Source organism: Arthrobacter cheniae (assembly GCF_003602275.1).
In the GTDB taxonomy this organism is placed as follows: domain Bacteria; phylum Actinomycetota; class Actinomycetes; order Actinomycetales; family Micrococcaceae; genus Arthrobacter_D; species Arthrobacter_D cheniae.
In genome coordinates this window covers 44380-60857 of record NZ_QZVT01000008.1, presented here as the reverse complement: position 1 = coordinate 60857, position 16478 = coordinate 44380, and the positions used below count along the sequence as shown (strand labels likewise).

Sequence of the window (16478 nt, the reverse complement as noted above, 5' to 3'; positions counted from 1 at the left end):
TCATGTCCACCATCACTGAAAGACCTGCCGGCAGCAGCAGCGATAGCGCCACACCCCAGCCCATACCCCGGAAAAAGGCCTCGGCATCTTCCGCCGCGCATCTTGCCACGGCGCTGCCGGGCGCCGTCCGAAAGCTCGACCCGCGGCAAATGGTCTGCACGCCCGTCATGTTCGTCGTCGAGGTGGGCGCGGCCCTGATCACCGCCATCGCCATCGCCGAACCCTTCCTGGGAGGGCCACAGTCATCAGGTGGCAGTGAGGTCCCGTCCTCGTTCTCCTGGCTCATCGCCATCTGGCTCTGGCTGACGGTCCTGTTCGCGAACCTCGCCGAGTCCGTCGCCGAGGGCCGGGGCAAGGCGCAGGCCTCCAGCCTCCGCCAAGCACGGACCGGGACGACGGCGCGCGTCCTCGGCGACTACGCGGCCGATGCGGACCCGGGCGCCCACGGGGCGACCGTCACCGAGGTGCCGTCCTCGGACCTTGCCCTCGGCGATACCGTGCTGATCGAGGCCAACGAACTCGTGCCGGGCGACGGCGAGATCATCTGGGGCATCGCCTCGGTGGACGAGTCCGCGATCACCGGCGAGTCCGCTCCCGTGGTCCGCGAGTCCGGCGGTGACCGCTCTGCCGTCACGGGCGGCACGCGTGTCCTGTCGGACCGCATCGTCGTCCGCATCACGAGCCGGCCCGGGGACACCTTCGTCGACCGCATGATCCGGCTCGTCGAGGGCGCCGAACGGCAGAAGACGCCCAATGAGGTGGCCCTGAACATCCTGTTGGCCACCCTCTCGATCGTCTTCACCGTGGTGGTGCTGACCATCAACCCGATCGCCAGTTCCTCGAATGTCACGGTCAGCGTGCCGGTCCTCGTGGCGCTGCTCGTCTGCCTGATTCCCACGACCATCGGCGCCCTGCTCTCCGCGATCGGCATCGCGGGCATGGACCGCCTGGTGCAGCACAATGTGCTCGCCATGTCCGGCCGCGCGGTCGAGGCGGCCGGCGATGTCACCACCCTGCTGCTCGACAAGACCGGCACCATCACCTACGGCAACCGGCGGGCGAGTGAGTTCATCGCCGTCGCCGGATCCGACCGCCAGGAGTTGATCACGGCCGCCGCTCAGTCCTCGTTCAGCGACCCCACACCGGAGGGGACCTCGATCGTGGACCTTGCGGTCACCGAGGGCTTCGTCCGCAAGGAGGTGGACGGCGACGTCGTCCCGTTCTCGGCGCAGACCAAGATGAGCGGCGTCGACTTCGCGAACGGATCGAGCGTCCGGAAGGGCGCCGGCAGCGCGGTCCGAGCATGGGTCGCCGCTGCCTCCGGCCTGGTCACTGCGGAGCTCGACGAGGCGGTCGACCGCATCTCACAGCTGGGTGGCACGCCACTCGTGGTCGCCGTCCGGGACGCCACTGGCAAGGCACGGGTCCTCGGCGTCGTGTACCTCAAGGACGTCGTGAAGGAAGGGCTGCCCGAGCGCTTCGCGGAGCTCCGCACCATGGGTATCCGCACCGTCATGATCACCGGCGACAACCCGCTCACGGCGAAGGCCATCGCCACGGAGGCAGGCCTTGACGACTACCTCGCCGAAGCGACGCCCGAGGACAAGATGCGCCTCATCCGCAAGGAGCAGGAGGGCGGCGCTCTCGTCGCGATGACCGGTGATGGCACCAACGATGCACCGGCCCTGGCACTCGCGGACGTCGGCGTGGCCATGAACACCGGTACCTCGGCGGCGAAGGAGGCGGGCAACATGGTGGACCTGGATTCGGACCCCACGAAGCTCATCGATATCGTCCGGATCGGCAAGCAGCTGCTCATCACACGCGGGGCGCTCACCACGTTCTCCATCGCGAACGACATCGCCAAGTACTTCGCGATCATCCCCGCCATGTTCATCGGAGCCTTCCCGGGCCTCGCCGCCCTCAATGTGATGCAGCTGCATTCGCCGTCCTCGGCGATCCTCTCCGCGATCATCTTCAACGCACTGATCATCATCGCGCTGATCCCGCTGTCCCTGCGCGGCGTGAAGTACCGCGCCGCGTCGGCGTCCAGCACGCTCAACCGGAACCTGCTCGTCTACGGGCTCGGTGGCATCATCGCGCCGTTCATCGGCATCAAGGCGATCGACCTCGTGCTCACCCTCATCCCCGGTTTCTGATCCCCGTCCACAGTCGTCCACGAAAAGGGACTCCCATGAGCTCTTCGCGCAGCACCGTCCGACAGCTCGGCACCGCCGTCCGGGCCCTTTTCGTCCTGACCCTCGTCCTCGGCGTCGCCTACCCGCTCGTCATCACCGGCCTGGGCCAGGTGGCCCTGAAAAACCGCGCCGACGGGCAGCCCCTCACCCTCGACGGCCGCACCGTCGGCTCCGCGATCATCGGCCAGGGCTTCACCGACGCCGACGGCGCGGCCCTCCCCGACTGGTTCCAGTCCCGTCCGTCCGCGGCAGGGGACGGGTACGACGGCGGGGCGTCCAGCGGCAGCAACCTCGGCCCCGAGAACCCGGATCTGGTCGCGGCCATCGAGGAACGCCGGACCGCCGTCGCCGAGCTCGAGGGTGTGGACCCCGCCGCGGTTCCGGCCGATGCCCTCACAGCTTCGGGCTCAGGCCTCGATCCGCACATCAGCCCCGAGTACGCCCGGTTGCAGGTGCCCCGGATCGCCGCGGAACGCGGACTCGGCGAGGCCGACGTCGAAGCCCTGGTGGAGGAGTACACGCAGGGACCCGACCTCGGGTACCTCGGCGAGCCGACGGTCAACGTGCTGGAGTTGAACATGGCCCTCGCGCAGCTGGACACTTAGGCCATGACGCGAGGCCGGTTGAGGGTGTTCTTGGGAGCGGCCCCCGGGGTCGGCAAGACCTATGCCATGCTCGAAGAAGGCCGGCGGCTCCGGGTCGAGGGCCGCGACGTCGTCATCGCCATCGTCGAGACCCACGGGCGCACTGCGACGCAGGCCATGGCGGACGGACTCGAGGTGATACCCCGGCGGACCATCGACTACCGAGGCGTTCACCTGACAGACCTGGATCTCACCGCCGTGCTGGCGCGGGCGCCCGAGGTGGTGCTGGTCGACGAGCTCGCCCACACCAACGCCCCGGGTACCAGCCACGACAAGCGGTGGCAGGACGTCGAGGCACTGCTCGACGCCGGGATCGACGTCATGTCCACCATCAATGTGCAGCACATCGAGTCCCTCAACGACGTCGTCGAACGCATCACCGGCGTCCCGCACCGCGAGACCATCCCCGACGAGGTGCTCCGCCGGGCCGACCAGGTGGAGGTGGTGGACCTCGCGCCCGAGGCGCTGCGCGGCCGGCTCGCGGAGGGGTGCATCTATCCGTCCGGGCGGATCGACGCGGCGCTCTCCAACTACTTCCGTGTCGGCAACCTCACTGCGCTGCGCGAGCTCGCGCTCCTGTGGCTTGCCGACGAGGTGGACAGCTCCCTCCAGCGGTACCGCGCAGAGCAGGGTATCGATGACAAGTGGGAGGCGCGCGAGCGGGTCGTCGTCGCCCTCACCGGCGGACCGGAGGGTCGTACCCTGCTCCGTCGCGGCGCCCGGATAGCCTCCCGGTCCGCGGGCGGTCAGCTGCTGGCCGTGCACGTCACCAACCAGGACGGGCTGCGCGACGCCGATCCGGCCGAGCTCGCGGCCCAGCGTGAACTCGTCCTGAAGCTCGGCGGCACCTACCACGAGGTGGTGGGCGGCCAGACGTCGAAGGCCCTCGTCGACTTCGCCAAGGGCGCCAACGCGAGCCAACTTGTCATCGGCGTGAGCCGCCGCTCACGCCTTGTGGCGCTGGTGACGGGACCTGGGATCGGCGCCACCGTCATCCGGGAGTCCGGCGAGATCGACGTGCACATCGTCAACCACGCGTCGGCCGGCAGCAGGTTCGCGCTGCCGCACACGGGAGGGGCACTGTCCTGGCGGCGCCGCGTGCTCGGGGCCGTCGTCGCCCTGCTGGGGGGCCCGCTCCTGACGTTACTGCTGACGGTCTTTCGGTCCGAGGAATCCATTACCGGGGACGTCCTCGGTTACCAGCTGCTGGTGATCGTCGTGGCCCTGATCGGCGGGATCTGGCCGGCGCTGATCGCCGCCGTCCTGTCCGGGCTGACGCTGGACTTCTACTTCATCGAACCAGTCCGCACTTTGACGATAGGTGAGCCCGCGCACTTCACGGCGCTTGCCCTCTACATCGTCAACGCCGTCCTGGTCAGCTACGTCGTGGACCAGGCAGCCCGCCGTACCCGGGCGGCCTCGCGCGCCGCCGCCGAATCCGAACTGCTCGCGACCGTCGCGGGCGGGGTGCTCCGCGGGCAGGACACGCTGCTGGCCCTCGTGGCCCGGACCCGGGAGGCGTTCGGCCTCGACGCCGTGCGGCTGCGGGGCACCGACGGTACCCTGCTGAGCGAGGACGCTTCCCGGCCGCCGTCATCCGTGGAGGCCGATCCCGCGACCGTACCCGTGGGTGAACATGCAGTCCTCGAGCTTGTTGGCCGACCGCTGGAAGCTGCGGACCGGAGACTGCTGGGCGTCATCACTACCCAAATGGACACAGCCCTGGAGTACCGGGATCTTTCCCGGGCCGCGAGTGAAGTAGGCCCACTCGCCGAGGCGGACCGCGTGCGCACGGCGCTGCTCGCCGCCGTCGGGCACGATCTCCGCCGTCCACTCACCGCAGCGACCACCGCCGTCACCAGTCTTCGATCATCCAACATCTCCTTCTCGCCCGACGAGCAGGGTGCGCTCCTCGAGACCGCCGAACAGAGCCTCGGAACCCTGTCGAAGCTCGTGACCGACCTGCTCGACGCCAGCCGCATCCAGGCCGGCGTGCTCGGCGTCGTGCTTGAACCCGTTCGTCCCGAGGACGTGATCCTTCCCGCACTCGAGGAACTGGATCTCGGTCCTGGCGATGTCCAGCTCGACCTCCCTGCCGAGTTCCGGCTCCTTCTTGCCGATGCCGTCCTGTTGCAGCGCGTACTCGTGAACCTGTTGTCCAATGCCATCCGATACACCGGCCACGGGGAACCACCGGTGCTGTCGGTGAGCGACTTCGGCGGGCGAGCGGAACTGCGGATCATCGACCGTGGGCCTGGAATCCCGGACGACCGGAAAGGCCAGGTGCTCATGCCCTTCCAACGGCTGGGTGACACCGATAATGACACCGGCCTCGGGCTCGGGATGGCGCTGGCCAAGGGTTTCGTCGACGGCATGGGTGGTCGGCTGACACTCGAGGACACTCCCGGAGGCGGACTCACCTCCGTGATATCACTGCCGCACGCGCCGCAACCGCACCCGGTGCTCCTCACCGGGGACAGTGTCGGAGCGGCGTGAAGGTCCTCATCGCCGACGATGATCCACAGATCCTCCGGGCCCTCAGTATCACCTTCACGGCGTCCGACTACGACGTCGTCACCGCAGCAGACGGCGCCGCGGCGCTCCGGCGCGCGGCCGAGCACCACCCCGACATCGTGGTGCTGGACCTCGGCATGCCGCGCCTGAGTGGAATCGACGTCATTCATGGGCTCCGTGGCTGGAGCTCGGTACCGATCCTCGTGGTCTCCGGGCGAATGGACTCGATCGACAAGGTGCAGGCACTCGACGCGGGTGCAGACGACTACGTCACCAAACCGTTCCTCACCGACGAGTTGCTCGCTCGGGTGAGGGCCCTCACCCGGCGGCGCCTGCCCGCACAGGAAGAAGCAGGCGCGAGCTTCGGAGACGTGCGCGTGGACCTTGTCGCCAAATCGGTGGTCAGGACCACCGATGGCTCCTCCATCCACCTCACGCGCACCGAGTGGCGCCTGCTCGAAACGTTGATGCTGAACCCCGGGCGGCTTGTAGCGCAGGAGAACCTGCTGACAGAGGTATGGGGGCCGGAGCACGTCCGTGACTCCGGCTACCTCCGCCTGTACATCCGGCAGCTGCGAAAAAAACTCGAGCCGGACCCAAGCACACCCCGGTACCTGCTGACCGAAGCGGGCATGGGGTACCGATTCATGGCGAACGGCAATCAAAGGCACGATAGCTGAGACAGTGAAGCCGATGTTCATCAGATCGGCACCGCGCTGCTGATGATTCCCACCTCGAAGGTCGGGGCGGTTCCCGGCAATCAGGGGCGAGGCCTGGAGGACTAAACTGAACTGGCCGGAGATCGCCCGGCCACCGCACTCCCCAGAGAGGGCCTTGATGGCTGCTGCACCGCCTGCCCCGGGCGCTGGTCATGACACCGCCGAGTCGACGGTCTGGAAGCCGTTCCTCGCCCGCGCGGTGGTGAGCGCCGTGTTCGGGCTGGTGACGATCTTCTGGCGTGAGCCCTCGACCCTCGTGATGTCACTGGTGGGCGGGCTGTACTTCCTGCTCACCGGCGCGGCCTACCTGTGGACGCACCGGATGTCGCACTGGGGTGCGCGGCCGCTCCTCACCGACGTCGGCGGTGGGCTGCTCGTCGGGGCGGGCATCGCGAGCCTGGCCTTTTCGGACGAACGCAGTTTCGCGTTCGCCGGAGCCGTCGCGCTCGTCGTCGCGGGTATCGCCGAACTGGTGCGCGGCCTCGGGATCCGCAGCCATGTTGCGGCCCGCGACCTCGTCGTCGTGGGAGTGGTGAGTTCCGCCACCGGCGTCATCCTCCCGTTCGTCGAACAGCTCGGGGCCCACGCCCTGCTGGGAGTGACCGGGGGAGGAGCCCTCCTGTCCGCGGTTGTGCTCGGCATCGCCGCACTCAGCTACCGGCACGATTCAGCGCTGAGCGCATCGGCCACTTCCGGTGCCGAGGGCGAGCCCGAGCCCGTAAACTAGAACCTCTACGCCTCGTAGAAGATCTCGCATCACCGGAAGGAGTGCCCGTGGCCAAGCGCCAGCCGGGAAAACCCACGCAGGGACGGTTCCGCCACGGCATCAAGGCTCCGCTCGTCTTCTCCGCCGTGCTCGCCGTCGTGGCCGGGACGGCGACGTCCATCTTCGCGACCGGTGGCGGCTCGAAGGTCCTGCGGGTCGATCTGGGCATCACAGCGGCCGGGATCGCCTTCATCACCTCCCTCGTGATCTGCGCGATGCTCATGATGGCCGAGACGCCGAACGCAGGGCATCTCAGCGAGGGCTCAGGCATCAACCGATCGTCGGCCAAGCCGGACCGTAAACCGGACGCAACCCAGCCCACAGCCGGACCGGAGGACGACGACGAACCCCGGTACGGTGAGCGCCTGCCTAAGCAGGACACCTAGGATTACGGTCCCCCTGGCACATTGCCTTGACGGCGCTGTTAGCCTCCCCACATGGGGGATACCACAGCAGGCTTCATCAGGGACTTCAGTACGATGGTGCGGCTCGCGCAGGAAGCGCAGCCGCACTCGATGCGCGGACGGGAGCTCCTCGACACCCTCACCGCACACCTCGGCACGGACGCGGGCGGGGTCGCCGTCGTGCTGGAGGAGGTGGGCGCCCACCGCTTCGTGGACGCGGACATCGTTCTCGCAGCACTCGTCGGGGAGGACGCCCGACTCGTAGGGATCGGTGGCGGCGACCAGCGCAACCACATGTCGCTCAGCGACATGCTCCAGCAGTCCCAGATGTACCCGAACTTTCCGCTGTCGCAGCCGGATTACGCGAACCTGCCGGTGGGGCCGGACGAGCAACGCCAGACCGTTGCCCTCGGTTTGCGTCTCTTCGAGCGCGACGGCGTGCCCGTTGCCCTCCTGCAGCGCAAGGCCGAGCCGCGCTTCGGACGTCAGGCGGCGTCGCTCGAGGTCCTGTGTACCGATCCTGCCGTGACGGCAGCACTGCTGGCCGAGTTCCGGCGGCGCATGCAGAGCGAGAGCGTGCTGAAGGGCCAGGTCCTCTCCTTTACCGTCGGCGATTTCGGCGCCGGCGGGGCAGGCGTCACGTTCCACCACAGGCCGCTGCTCACCGTCGACGACGTGATTCTCCCCGAGGGACTCCTCGAAAGGGTGACGGAGCACGCCCTCGGCATAGCGGCCCATCGCGAGGCCCTCATCGCCGCCGGTCAGCACCTCAAGCGGGGCATCCTCCTGTACGGCCCGCCCGGCACGGGCAAGACCCACACGGTGCGATTCCTGCTCAGCGGGAGCGAGGGTACGACGGCGATCCTCCTGACCGGCGGTACGCTCGCGCACGTCGGCGAGGCCGCGAGGATGGCGCGCGCCCTGCAGCCCTCCATCGTCGTCCTCGAGGACTGCGACCTCATCGCCGAGGATCGCAGCTTCGGGCACGGACCGCAGCCGCTGCTCTTCGAGGTGCTCGACGCGATGGACGGGCTCGACCCCGACGCCGACGTCACGTTCATCCTCACCACCAACCGCGTGGACATGCTGGAGCGGGCGCTTGCGCAGCGCCCGGGGCGCGTGGACCTGGCCGTCGAGGTGCCGCTTCCAGCTGAGCACGAGCGTGCCGCCCTGCTGCGCCTCTACGCCCGCGGGCTGCCCTTCAGTGCGGGGACCATAGGGACGGTGGCCGGCCGCATGGAAGGCACGACGGCGTCCTTCACCCGTGAACTGGTGCGCAGGACGGTCCTCGCGGCAGCGCTGCTGGGAGTGCCGGTCGCCGACACGCATCTGCTCGCCGCCGTCGACGAGCTCTTGTCGGACAGCGCCGCCCTCACGAGGAGCCTGCTGGGCAGCGGCAGCGGCGGCGAGGACGGTGGACCAGAAGCCGGGGGACGGCCATCCGGCTGGATGCAGGGCCCGATGACGTACGCCGGCAGCTACACGCCGGTGCCCGGAAGCACCTCCCCTGGGCTCGTCGACCGTACGGGCTTCGCGGACGGTGGCTTCTCCGAGGACGGATTCCCCGGTGACGGGATCGAAGCCGTTCCTCCTGTGGAGCGCAGTCGCGAGGACGGACAGCCGGACGCCGCCGGGCGGTAGGAGAGTGTTTTACGAGCTCCAGGGACTACGCGGGCTGAATGCGCCGTCGTCGCCCCTGTTCCTCTTTCCAGGGCGGGAGGGAGCCGAACCCTGATGGCGGGAGCGGACGGATCACGCGCTCGATGCTTTCCTCGCCCGGTATGCCCTGACGTGCGTGCGGTTCGCGCAGTTGCCGGTGTCGCAGAAGCGTTTGGAGCGGTTGCGGCTGAGGTCCAGCACCACGCCGTCGCAGTCCTCGGCCGCACATGAATGCAGTCGGTCGAGCTCGTGCCCGCGAATTACATCGGCGAGGGCCATTGCGGCCTCCGTAGCCATGCGCTCCTCGAGGGGGGCTTCTGGAGCGGTGGCGTGCAGATGCCAGTCCCATTCGTCGTGGCGGACGAGTTGCGGGAGTGCGTTGGACCTGCGGAGGATCGCGTTGACGGACCCGACGGCGTCGTCCTCCTCCGCGAACCAGATCACCTCGAGCTCCGCACGTAGCGCCCGGACGGACTCCAACTCCGCCGTGGTGTGGGTCCTGGAGCCCGAGAAGCGCTGCTCCTCGAGGAATCGGTCCAGGCCCTCGAGGGTGTCCAGCGGATCGACGTCTTCCCTGGCCGTGTTGATGAGCGCGGCGGCTGAGGAGAGTGCGACTTCCGTGTCATAGGTGAACAACATGTTGACTCCTGACTTTGCACTCGTTTAGTGTCATCACCATACTTACTCGACACTCATGACACCAACCACCGACCCGAAAGGAGGGGACGTGACACTACGCCCCGCTGCCGGACTCTGGATAGCCCTCGTCTCCGCCGCGACCTTCGGCGTCTCGGGTCCGTTCGCCAAATCCCTCCTCGAGATCGGCTGGAGCCCCGGCGCCGCGGTCGGACTGCGCATCGGAGGCGCCGCCGTCGTGCTCCTCATCCCCGTGCTGATGGCGCTGCGCGGGCGCTGGTCCACGATGCGCGGCAACGCCCTCACTGTCGCGATCTACGGGACGACGGCAATCGCCCTGTGCCAGCTGTTCTACTTCAACGCTGTGCAGCGGATGTCCGTCGGGGTGTCGCTGCTGCTCGAGTACCTGGCGCCCGTGCTGCTCGTGGGGTTCCTCTGGCTGCGCTCGCGGAATGCGCCGCACGCACTGACGATCATCGGCTCGGTCACGGCGATCCTCGGGCTCCTGCTCGTCCTGGACCTCACCGGCGATGCCCGGCTCGATCCCGTCGGCGTCCTGTTCGGGCTGGCCGCCGCCGTCTGCCTCGTCGTGTTCTTCCTGATGTCGGCGAGGGTGGACGAGTCGCTGCCGCCGATCGTCATGGCGGGTGGTGGGATGGTCGTCGCCTCGATCACCATCCTGGTCCTCGGACTGACGAACGTGATGCCGTTCCGCTTCGTCTTCTCGGACGTGGAACTGGCCGGGCAGACCTACAGCTGGATCGTGCCCGTGGCGGTCCTCGTTCTCGTCGCCACGGTGGCCGCGTATGTGACCGGTATCCTCGCTGCACAGCGCCTCGGGTCCAAGGTGGCGAGTTTCGTGGCCCTGACCGAGGTGATGTTCGCGGTCCTCGCGGCCTGGCTCATCCTCGGTGAACTGCCCGGCGCGGTTCAACTTCTCGGTGGGCTCCTGATCGTGGCCGGTGTCGTGTGCGTGCGGCTGGACGAGCTACGGTCCACGCCCGACGACGACGCGGCGCTCGATCAGCCCCATACGGTGGAGCCGCTGCTGCGGCCCTGAGGGGAACGGATCCGCGCGCGGCCCTGCCATACAAGGCGCGACCCACGCTATGCTAAGCATGCTGATGAACTGCTTCAGTAACTGTTTGCATTCCTAGCCGTAGCTTGTTCCAACCCGGAGGAGACGCCATGAGCACGAAGTTCGAGAAGAGCATCCTTGTCAACGTCCCGATCAGCATCGCCTACAACCAGTGGACCCAGTTCGAGGAATTCCCCCACTTCATGGGCGGGGTCACATCCGTGACCCAACTCGATGACGAGCGTCTGAACTGGGTTGTCGAAATCGGCGGTGTCCGCCGGCAGTGGGATGCCGTGATCCTCGAGCAGGTACCCGACACCAAGGTGTCGTGGGCCGCGACAGAAGGCGCAACGAACGCCGGCTCGGTCTCCTTCGAGGACGTCGGAGGCGGGCAGACCCAGGTGCATCTCGTCCTCGAGTACGAGCCCGAGGGCCTGGTCGAGAAGATCGGCGACAAGCTCAACGTCGTCGAGAACCAGGCAGAGGGTGACCTGAAGCGGTTCAAGGCATTCATCGAGGATGAGGGCTACGCCACAGGAGCGTGGCGGGGCTCTGTCGGAACCGGCATCGGCGCCGGCGAGCCAGGGGTCGAGGCCGCCGCCGCTTCGCGCGGTGACAGCGGCAAGGCAGGAATCTCGGGCAAGGTCGCTGCCGGTGTCGGTCTTGCCGCTGCTGCCGCGGCTGTCGGAGTCGCGGCCAGCAAGAAGAAGGACGAGGAAGCACCGGACCTGGACGCCGATGTGACGCTGACGCCGGTCGATGATGCCGCACCCGAGGTGTACACGACGAGCGAGGACGATGTGCTTTCCCCGAGCACCGCAGAGACCCTCCTACCCACCGACGGAACGGACAAGAACCGCGGCACGGGTGGGGCACCGTGACCATCGGTCCGCTCCGCCTGCACCAGCACAGCGGATAACACCCGTCCCCTAGGGCCGGGACCAGCAGCACGGACAGCCACCCACTCCACGACGGAGGGGGTGGCTGTCGGCTGTTCGGCGGAAAGGAGGCGGCGATGAAGGACATCAGCGCCGTCGGGACCGCGTGAACACGGGATCGACGTCGGAGGATAGGGTCGAACGGTACTGACAGGGAGAGAAGGGAACGCCGGCGTGCCATTCGTCTTGATCCGCCTGATCCGGGGCCTCGGGCGCTCACGCATCTGGGTGATGCCGGCTGTCATCATCGTCGCGGTGTTCCTCACCAGTTGGCCCCTGATGGTGTGGGCCGAGCCGTCCAGCAACACCATCACGTCGGCGGCGAATTACTGGTGGTGGTTCCTGGTGACTGCCGCCACGGTCGGCTACGGCGATTTCTTCCCGACCACGGTGGGCGGTCGCGTCGTCGGGGTGTACGTCATCGTCGGCGGAATCGTCACGTTGACCACCCTGTTCACCAGGATTGCAGCGGCTATCGAGAATGCGAAAGGACAACGCATGAAGGGCACGATGGATCTGGATATGGCGAACCACCTCGTGATCGTGGGTTACACGCCCGGACGCACCGAACGGCTGATCCACGAGATCGTCTCCGACGAAGCCCATGCCCTTGCCCTGTGCGCCTGGGACGACATCCAGGAGAATCCGATGCCGGCGCAGCCCGACCTCGGCTTCGTTCGGGGAGACCTCGCCGAAGAGGGCGTGCTGCGCCGTGCCGGAGTTCATCGGGCTGCGCGCGTGCTCATCGATGCCCGGGACGACAACGAAGCACTCGCCGTCACCGTAGCGGTCAAGCATGTGAATCCCGAGGCGCACACTGTCGTCACGCTGCGCGATATGAGCCGGGCCGTCAACTTCTCCTACATCGCCGCCGACGTCCGCTGCGTACAGTGGCACTCGCCTCGCCTTGCCACCGAGGAACTGCAGGATCCCGGCATCGCTGTCGTGTACGCCGACCTCATGAGCCACGGCGGCCGGAACACCTACAGCACGCGACTGCCGCGGACGCTCCCGCAGGTCAGGTTCGGGCAGGTCCAGGAGGCCATGGGACGAAGTTTCACCACGACGGTGCTCGCCGTGCAACACGAAGGGGCCGTGATCAATCCCGGCTGGGACACCGAACTGCCCGACAGCGCCGTGCTGTACTACGTTGGCGAGCGCAGGCTGTCCGCGGAGGAGATAGCGCGGGCCGTTGCGCCGTAGCCATCGAGCGCGGTTCCGCTGCGACCTGGATGGACTACCTGCCGAAGCCGCGAAGCCGTAGGGAGTTGGCGACGACGAGCACCGAGCTCGCCGCCATGGCGGCTCCGGCGAGCATCGGATTGAGCAGGCCGAACGCCGCGACGGGGATGCCGACGGCGTTGTAGAAGAACGCCCAGAACAGGTTCCCCTTGATGGCGCTCAGCGTCCGCCGGGAAAGCTCGATGGCCTGCGCCACCTGCTCGAGGCTGTTGCCCATCACCGTGAGATCGGCGGCCTCGATGGCAACATCGGTCCCGGAGCCCATGGCGATGCCGAGGTCCGCCTGCGCCAGGGCCGCGGCGTCGTTCACGCCGTCGCCCGCCATGGCGACGGTGGCGCCCGCAGCCTGGAGGCCACGCACGACGTCGACCTTGCCCGCCGGCGTCACGCCGGCATGCACGTCTGCGGCATCGATTCCGACGGTCGCCGCGACCTGCAGGGCGACGGCGCGATTATCACCGGTCAGCAGGACGGGGCGGAGGCCAAGACGGCGGAGCCGCTCGATCGCCGCTGCCGAACCGTCCTTGATGGAGTCGGACAGCGTGACGAAGCCGGCCACGGCATCATCGATCGCAACCCACACCGCCGTCGTGCCCGCATCCTCGACGGCGCCGAAGGCCGCCATGTCGACGTCGTTCGGGCGGATGCCGTTCCGCTCGAGCCAGCCGGTCCGCCCGGCGGTGACCGTGACACCGTCGACCGTCCCGCGCACTCCACCTCCGGGCGCGCTCGAGAAGTCCCGTGCTGCGGGCAGTCGGCCGGCGTCGGTAGCGTGCCGCGCGATGGCTTGCGCGATCGGATGCTCACTCTGGGCCTCGACAGCCCCCGCGAGGCGCAGCAGTTCAGCACCGGACGCGTCGTGGAGGGAGACGACGTCGTCGACGGCCATGGTACCGGTGGTGATGGTGCCGGTCTTGTCGAGGACGATGGTGTCCACGGTCCGGGTGTCCTCGAGGACCTGGGGCCCGCGGATGAGGATGCCGAGCTGCGCTCCGCGACCGGTACCGGTCAGGAGCGCCGTCGGCGTAGCGAGCCCGAGGGCGCAGGGGCAGGCGATGACCAGGACCGTCACCGAGGCGGTGAAGGCAGCGTCGAGGTCGCCGGTCAACAGGAGCCAGAGGACGAACGTGACGATCGCGATGACGAGGACGACGGGGACGAAGACCGCGCTGATGCGGTCCGCGAGCCGCGCGATCCGCGCCTTGCCGCTCTGCGCCTGGCTGACCAGCCGGCCCATCTGGGAGAGCACGGTGTCGGACCCGACGCGCGTCGCCCGGACCACGAGCCTGCCGGACGTGTTGATGGTGGCGCCCGTAACGGCATCGCCCGCGGTCACCTCGACGGGGATGCTCTCACCCGTCAGGAGCGCGGTGTCGAGCGCGCTGTGGCCCTCGATGACGACGCCGTCGGTCGCGATCTTCTCGCCCGGACGAACCACGAATTCGTCTCCGGGAATCAACGCCTGGGCGGGCAGCGTCACTTCGGTGCGCTCGCCGTCGACGGTGCGCAGCACGTGCGCCTCCTTCGCGCCGAGGGTCAGCAGCGACTTCAGGGCGTTGCCTGCGCGTTGCTTGGCGGAGGCTTCGAGGAAGCGCCCGAGCAGCAGGAAGGTCACGACGACGGCGGCCACCTCGAAGTACAGGGAGTACTCGCTCATGTCCATGCCGGCCATCCCGCCGTGCTGCGTCAGCGTGGGGTCCGCGAAGAGCTGCCACGACGAGAAGAGGAAGGCCGCCGTGACGCCGATCGAGACGAGCGTGTCCATGGTGGAGGACAGGTGGCGGGCGTTGATGGCCGCGGCCCGGTGGAACGGCCAGGCCGACCACGTCACCACGGGCAGGGACAGTCCGAAGACCACCCAGCCCCAGTTCGTGAACTGCAGGGCGGGCACCATCGAGATCAGCAGAACCGGCACGGAGAGGACGGCGGCGAGGGTCAGGCGGGCGCCGAGGAGGGACGGCGTGTGGTCGTGGTCGTGACCGCCCTCGACGTCGTGCTCAGGCTTGACGACATGCGCCCCATAACCGGTGGCGACGACGGTATCGATCAGGTCCTGGTCACTGATGGACGCGGGAACCCGCACGACGGCGGTTTCCAGCGGCAGGTTGACGCTCGCCTGGACGCCGTCGAGTTTGCCGAGTTTTCGCTCCACGCGCCCTACGCATGACGCGCACGTCATCCCCGAGATGGAGAGTTCGACGACGCGCTGTTCCTGCTCGGCACCCTGCGCCGGGATCTGCTGCATGGTCATGTCAGGCGCCGTCGTGCACCACGGTGTAGCCCGCTTCGGCGACGGCTTCGTCGATCGAAGCGGCGTTCAGTGGCACCGAGGAGGAGATGGTGGCGGTGGAGTTGCCGCCGTTCACGAGGTCGACGTCGACGGTCTCGACGCCGGGGAGGTCCGAGAGCTCGTTCGTGACAGCGCTTACGCAGTGGCTGCAGGTCATACCGGTGATGTTGATCGTGGTGGTGGTCATGATGTTCTCCCTCAGTGATTCGATGTGTTCAGCGGAGCAGGCGGCCGATGGCCGCCGTCGCTTCCTGGACCTTGTCCTGCACGGCCTCGTTCTTGCCGGAGGCCTGGGCCTCCTGCGCAGCTCCGACCACGCAGTGCGCGATGTGTTCCTCGAGCAGCCCCATGGAGACGGCGTGCAGGGCTTTGTTGACCGCCGCGACCTGCGTGAGGATGTCGATGCAGTACTTGTCCTCCTCGACCATGCGGGCAATACCGCGAACCTGTCCTTCGACCCGGCGTAACCGCTTGAGGTAGGCATCCTTGTCCGCCGTGTAGCCGTACGGCGCCGTTTCCTCCACAGGTGTCCCTGTCGTCATGAATTTACTCCTCGCTCACCGATCGATCATACCCTTGGGGGGTATAACGCAACGGCGCGAGGAATCATTCCCGGCTGGGTCCGGCCATCATTGCGGGAATACCCAGCGGGATGCCGTACGTTGGCTAACCGGCACTCAACCAATCCAAGGACCTTCATGACCCTCTCGCTGCCGACCTGGCAGAAGCGCGTTCTCCTGATCCTCTCGGGGATCGCGGTCCTCGCGCTGTTCGCGTTGGCCTTCTCCGCAGGGCGCGTCTCCGCCGGCCCTTCGTACCCGAATACCACGAGCGCCGATGCGGGATTCGCCCGCGACATGCAGGTGCACCACAACCAGGCCGTCGAGATGTCCATGATCGTGCGGGACAACGTCACCGACGAGACACTCCGCACCATCGCCTACGACATCGCACTCACGCAGCAGCAGCAGGCCGGGCAGATGTACGCCTGGCTCGAGGAATGGACATTGGACCAGAGCAGCTCGCAGCCGCGTATGGAGTGGATGGCCGGTGGTTCCGGTGACCACGGAGATATGGCCATGGGAGCCGGCGCCGATGCAGGATCCATGCTCACGTCCGAGGGGCTCATGCCGGGCATGGCGACCGGGGTGCAACTCGATGAGTTGCGCTCCGCCCGCGGTGAGGACGCCGCGAGGCTGTACCTCGAGCTCATGATCAACCACCACGAGGCAGGAGTGGAGATGGCGGCGGCCGGGGTCGAGCTCGCGGACACGGAGCAGGTCCGGACCCTCGCCACCAAGATCCAGTCCGGCCAGCAAGCCGAGATCACGCTGATGCGCAGCCTGCTCGAGGACCTCTAGTCCCGTCGATCCGGCCTCCCCCGCGGGCC

15 protein-coding genes are annotated in these 16478 nt (G+C 67.9%); 11 read left to right on the top strand and 4 right to left on the bottom strand.

Going from position 1 to position 16478, the window contains the following annotated elements; all coding sequences use genetic code 11:
- Positions 1-2: 2 nt before the first annotated feature.
- From kdpB to D6T63_RS14545, 7 genes are all read left to right on the top strand, one after another.
- Positions 3-2159 carry a potassium-transporting ATPase subunit KdpB gene (gene kdpB / locus D6T63_RS14575; protein ID WP_120149790.1) on the top strand — a complete coding sequence of 719 codons (2157 nt, stop codon included), beginning with the start codon at positions 3-5 and terminating at the stop codon, positions 2157-2159.
- Positions 2160-2194: 35 nt separating this feature from the next.
- The gene (kdpC, locus tag D6T63_RS14570; RefSeq protein WP_120149789.1) at positions 2195-2803 is read left to right on the top strand and encodes a potassium-transporting ATPase subunit KdpC; all 609 of its coding nucleotides are present in this window, start codon (positions 2195-2197) and stop codon (positions 2801-2803) included.
- Positions 2804-2806: 3 nt separating this feature from the next.
- Complete coding sequence (locus tag D6T63_RS14565; protein WP_120149788.1) at positions 2807-5338, top strand: DUF4118 domain-containing protein; 2532 nt, start codon at positions 2807-2809, stop codon at positions 5336-5338.
- The gene (locus tag D6T63_RS14560) at positions 5335-6036 is read left to right on the top strand and encodes a response regulator (RefSeq protein WP_120149787.1); all 702 of its coding nucleotides are present in this window, start codon (positions 5335-5337) and stop codon (positions 6034-6036) included. The genes D6T63_RS14565 and D6T63_RS14560 overlap by 4 nt, the downstream gene beginning before the upstream one ends.
- Positions 6037-6193: 157 nt before the next feature.
- Positions 6194-6802: a DUF308 domain-containing protein gene (locus D6T63_RS14555; protein WP_120149786.1), complete on the top strand. Its 609-nt coding sequence runs from the start codon at positions 6194-6196 to the stop codon at positions 6800-6802.
- Between the two features lie 47 nt (positions 6803-6849).
- A complete protein-coding gene (locus D6T63_RS14550; protein ID WP_120149785.1) occupies positions 6850-7227 on the top strand; it encodes a hypothetical protein in 378 nt (125 codons plus the stop codon).
- A gap of 51 nt (positions 7228-7278) precedes the next feature.
- Complete coding sequence (locus D6T63_RS14545) at positions 7279-8886, top strand: AAA family ATPase (protein WP_120149784.1); 1608 nt, start codon at positions 7279-7281, stop codon at positions 8884-8886.
- Positions 8887-8997: 111 nt separating this feature from the next.
- Here D6T63_RS14545 and D6T63_RS14540 read toward each other — a convergent pair whose 3' ends face one another.
- The gene (locus tag D6T63_RS14540; protein WP_120149783.1) at positions 8998-9543 is read right to left on the bottom strand and encodes a CGNR zinc finger domain-containing protein; all 546 of its coding nucleotides are present in this window, start codon (positions 9541-9543) and stop codon (positions 8998-9000) included.
- An 88-nt stretch (positions 9544-9631) separates the two neighbouring features.
- On the opposite strand from D6T63_RS14540, the gene D6T63_RS14535 reads away from it, so the two are divergent.
- The 3 genes from D6T63_RS14535 (at position 9632) to D6T63_RS14525 (ending at position 12759) form a co-directional block, all read left to right on the top strand.
- A complete protein-coding gene (locus D6T63_RS14535; protein ID WP_235830775.1) occupies positions 9632-10600 on the top strand; it encodes an EamA family transporter in 969 nt (322 codons plus the stop codon).
- 128 nt (positions 10601-10728) lie between these two features.
- On the top strand, positions 10729-11499 hold the full coding sequence (locus tag D6T63_RS14530; RefSeq protein WP_120149781.1) for an SRPBCC family protein: 771 nt from the start codon (positions 10729-10731) through the stop codon (positions 11497-11499).
- A 231-nt stretch (positions 11500-11730) separates the two neighbouring features.
- Entirely contained in the window at positions 11731-12759 is a 1029-nt protein-coding gene (locus tag D6T63_RS14525; RefSeq protein WP_120149780.1) for an ion channel, read from the top strand.
- Positions 12760-12793: 34 nt separating this feature from the next.
- Here D6T63_RS14525 and D6T63_RS14520 read toward each other — a convergent pair whose 3' ends face one another.
- The 3 genes from D6T63_RS14520 to D6T63_RS14510 are packed head-to-tail and all read right to left on the bottom strand — an operon-like array spanning position 12794 to position 15630.
- On the bottom strand, positions 12794-15049 hold the full coding sequence (locus D6T63_RS14520; protein WP_120149779.1) for a heavy metal translocating P-type ATPase: 2256 nt from the start codon (positions 15047-15049) through the stop codon (positions 12794-12796).
- A 1-nt stretch (position 15050) separates the two neighbouring features.
- Complete coding sequence (locus D6T63_RS14515) at positions 15051-15275, bottom strand: heavy-metal-associated domain-containing protein (protein ID WP_120149778.1); 225 nt, start codon at positions 15273-15275, stop codon at positions 15051-15053.
- Positions 15276-15303: 28 nt separating this feature from the next.
- Complete coding sequence (locus D6T63_RS14510; RefSeq protein ID WP_120149777.1) at positions 15304-15630, bottom strand: metal-sensitive transcriptional regulator; 327 nt, start codon at positions 15628-15630, stop codon at positions 15304-15306.
- 156 nt (positions 15631-15786) lie between these two features.
- On the opposite strand from D6T63_RS14510, the gene D6T63_RS14505 reads away from it, so the two are divergent.
- Entirely contained in the window at positions 15787-16449 is a 663-nt protein-coding gene (locus tag D6T63_RS14505) for a DUF305 domain-containing protein (RefSeq protein ID WP_120149776.1), read from the top strand.
- Positions 16450-16478 lie beyond the last annotated feature (29 nt).

Excerpts from the sequence above, each read along its gene's own strand:
- D6T63_RS14505 (WP_120149776.1), top strand. The coding sequence starts at position 15,787 with ATGACCCTCTCGCTGCCGACCTGGCAGAAGCGCGTTCTCCTGATCCTC.
- D6T63_RS14520 (WP_120149779.1), bottom strand. The coding sequence starts at position 15,049 with ATGACCATGCAGCAGATCCCGGCGCAGGGTGCCGAGCAGGAACAGCGC.
- D6T63_RS14530 (WP_120149781.1), top strand. The coding sequence starts at position 10,729 with ATGAGCACGAAGTTCGAGAAGAGCATCCTTGTCAACGTCCCGATCAGC.
- D6T63_RS14510 (WP_120149777.1), bottom strand. The coding sequence starts at position 15,630 with ATGACGACAGGGACACCTGTGGAGGAAACGGCGCCGTACGGCTACACG.
- D6T63_RS14540 (WP_120149783.1), bottom strand. The coding sequence starts at position 9,543 with ATGTTGTTCACCTATGACACGGAAGTCGCACTCTCCTCAGCCGCCGCG.
- D6T63_RS14545 (WP_120149784.1), top strand. The coding sequence starts at position 7,279 with ATGGGGGATACCACAGCAGGCTTCATCAGGGACTTCAGTACGATGGTG.
- D6T63_RS14515 (WP_120149778.1), bottom strand. The coding sequence starts at position 15,275 with ATGACCACCACCACGATCAACATCACCGGTATGACCTGCAGCCACTGC.
- kdpC (WP_120149789.1), top strand. The coding sequence starts at position 2,195 with ATGAGCTCTTCGCGCAGCACCGTCCGACAGCTCGGCACCGCCGTCCGG.
- kdpB (WP_120149790.1), top strand. The coding sequence starts at position 3 with ATGTCCACCATCACTGAAAGACCTGCCGGCAGCAGCAGCGATAGCGCC.
- D6T63_RS14565 (WP_120149788.1), top strand. The coding sequence starts at position 2,807 with ATGACGCGAGGCCGGTTGAGGGTGTTCTTGGGAGCGGCCCCCGGGGTC.
- D6T63_RS14555 (WP_120149786.1), top strand. The coding sequence starts at position 6,194 with ATGGCTGCTGCACCGCCTGCCCCGGGCGCTGGTCATGACACCGCCGAG.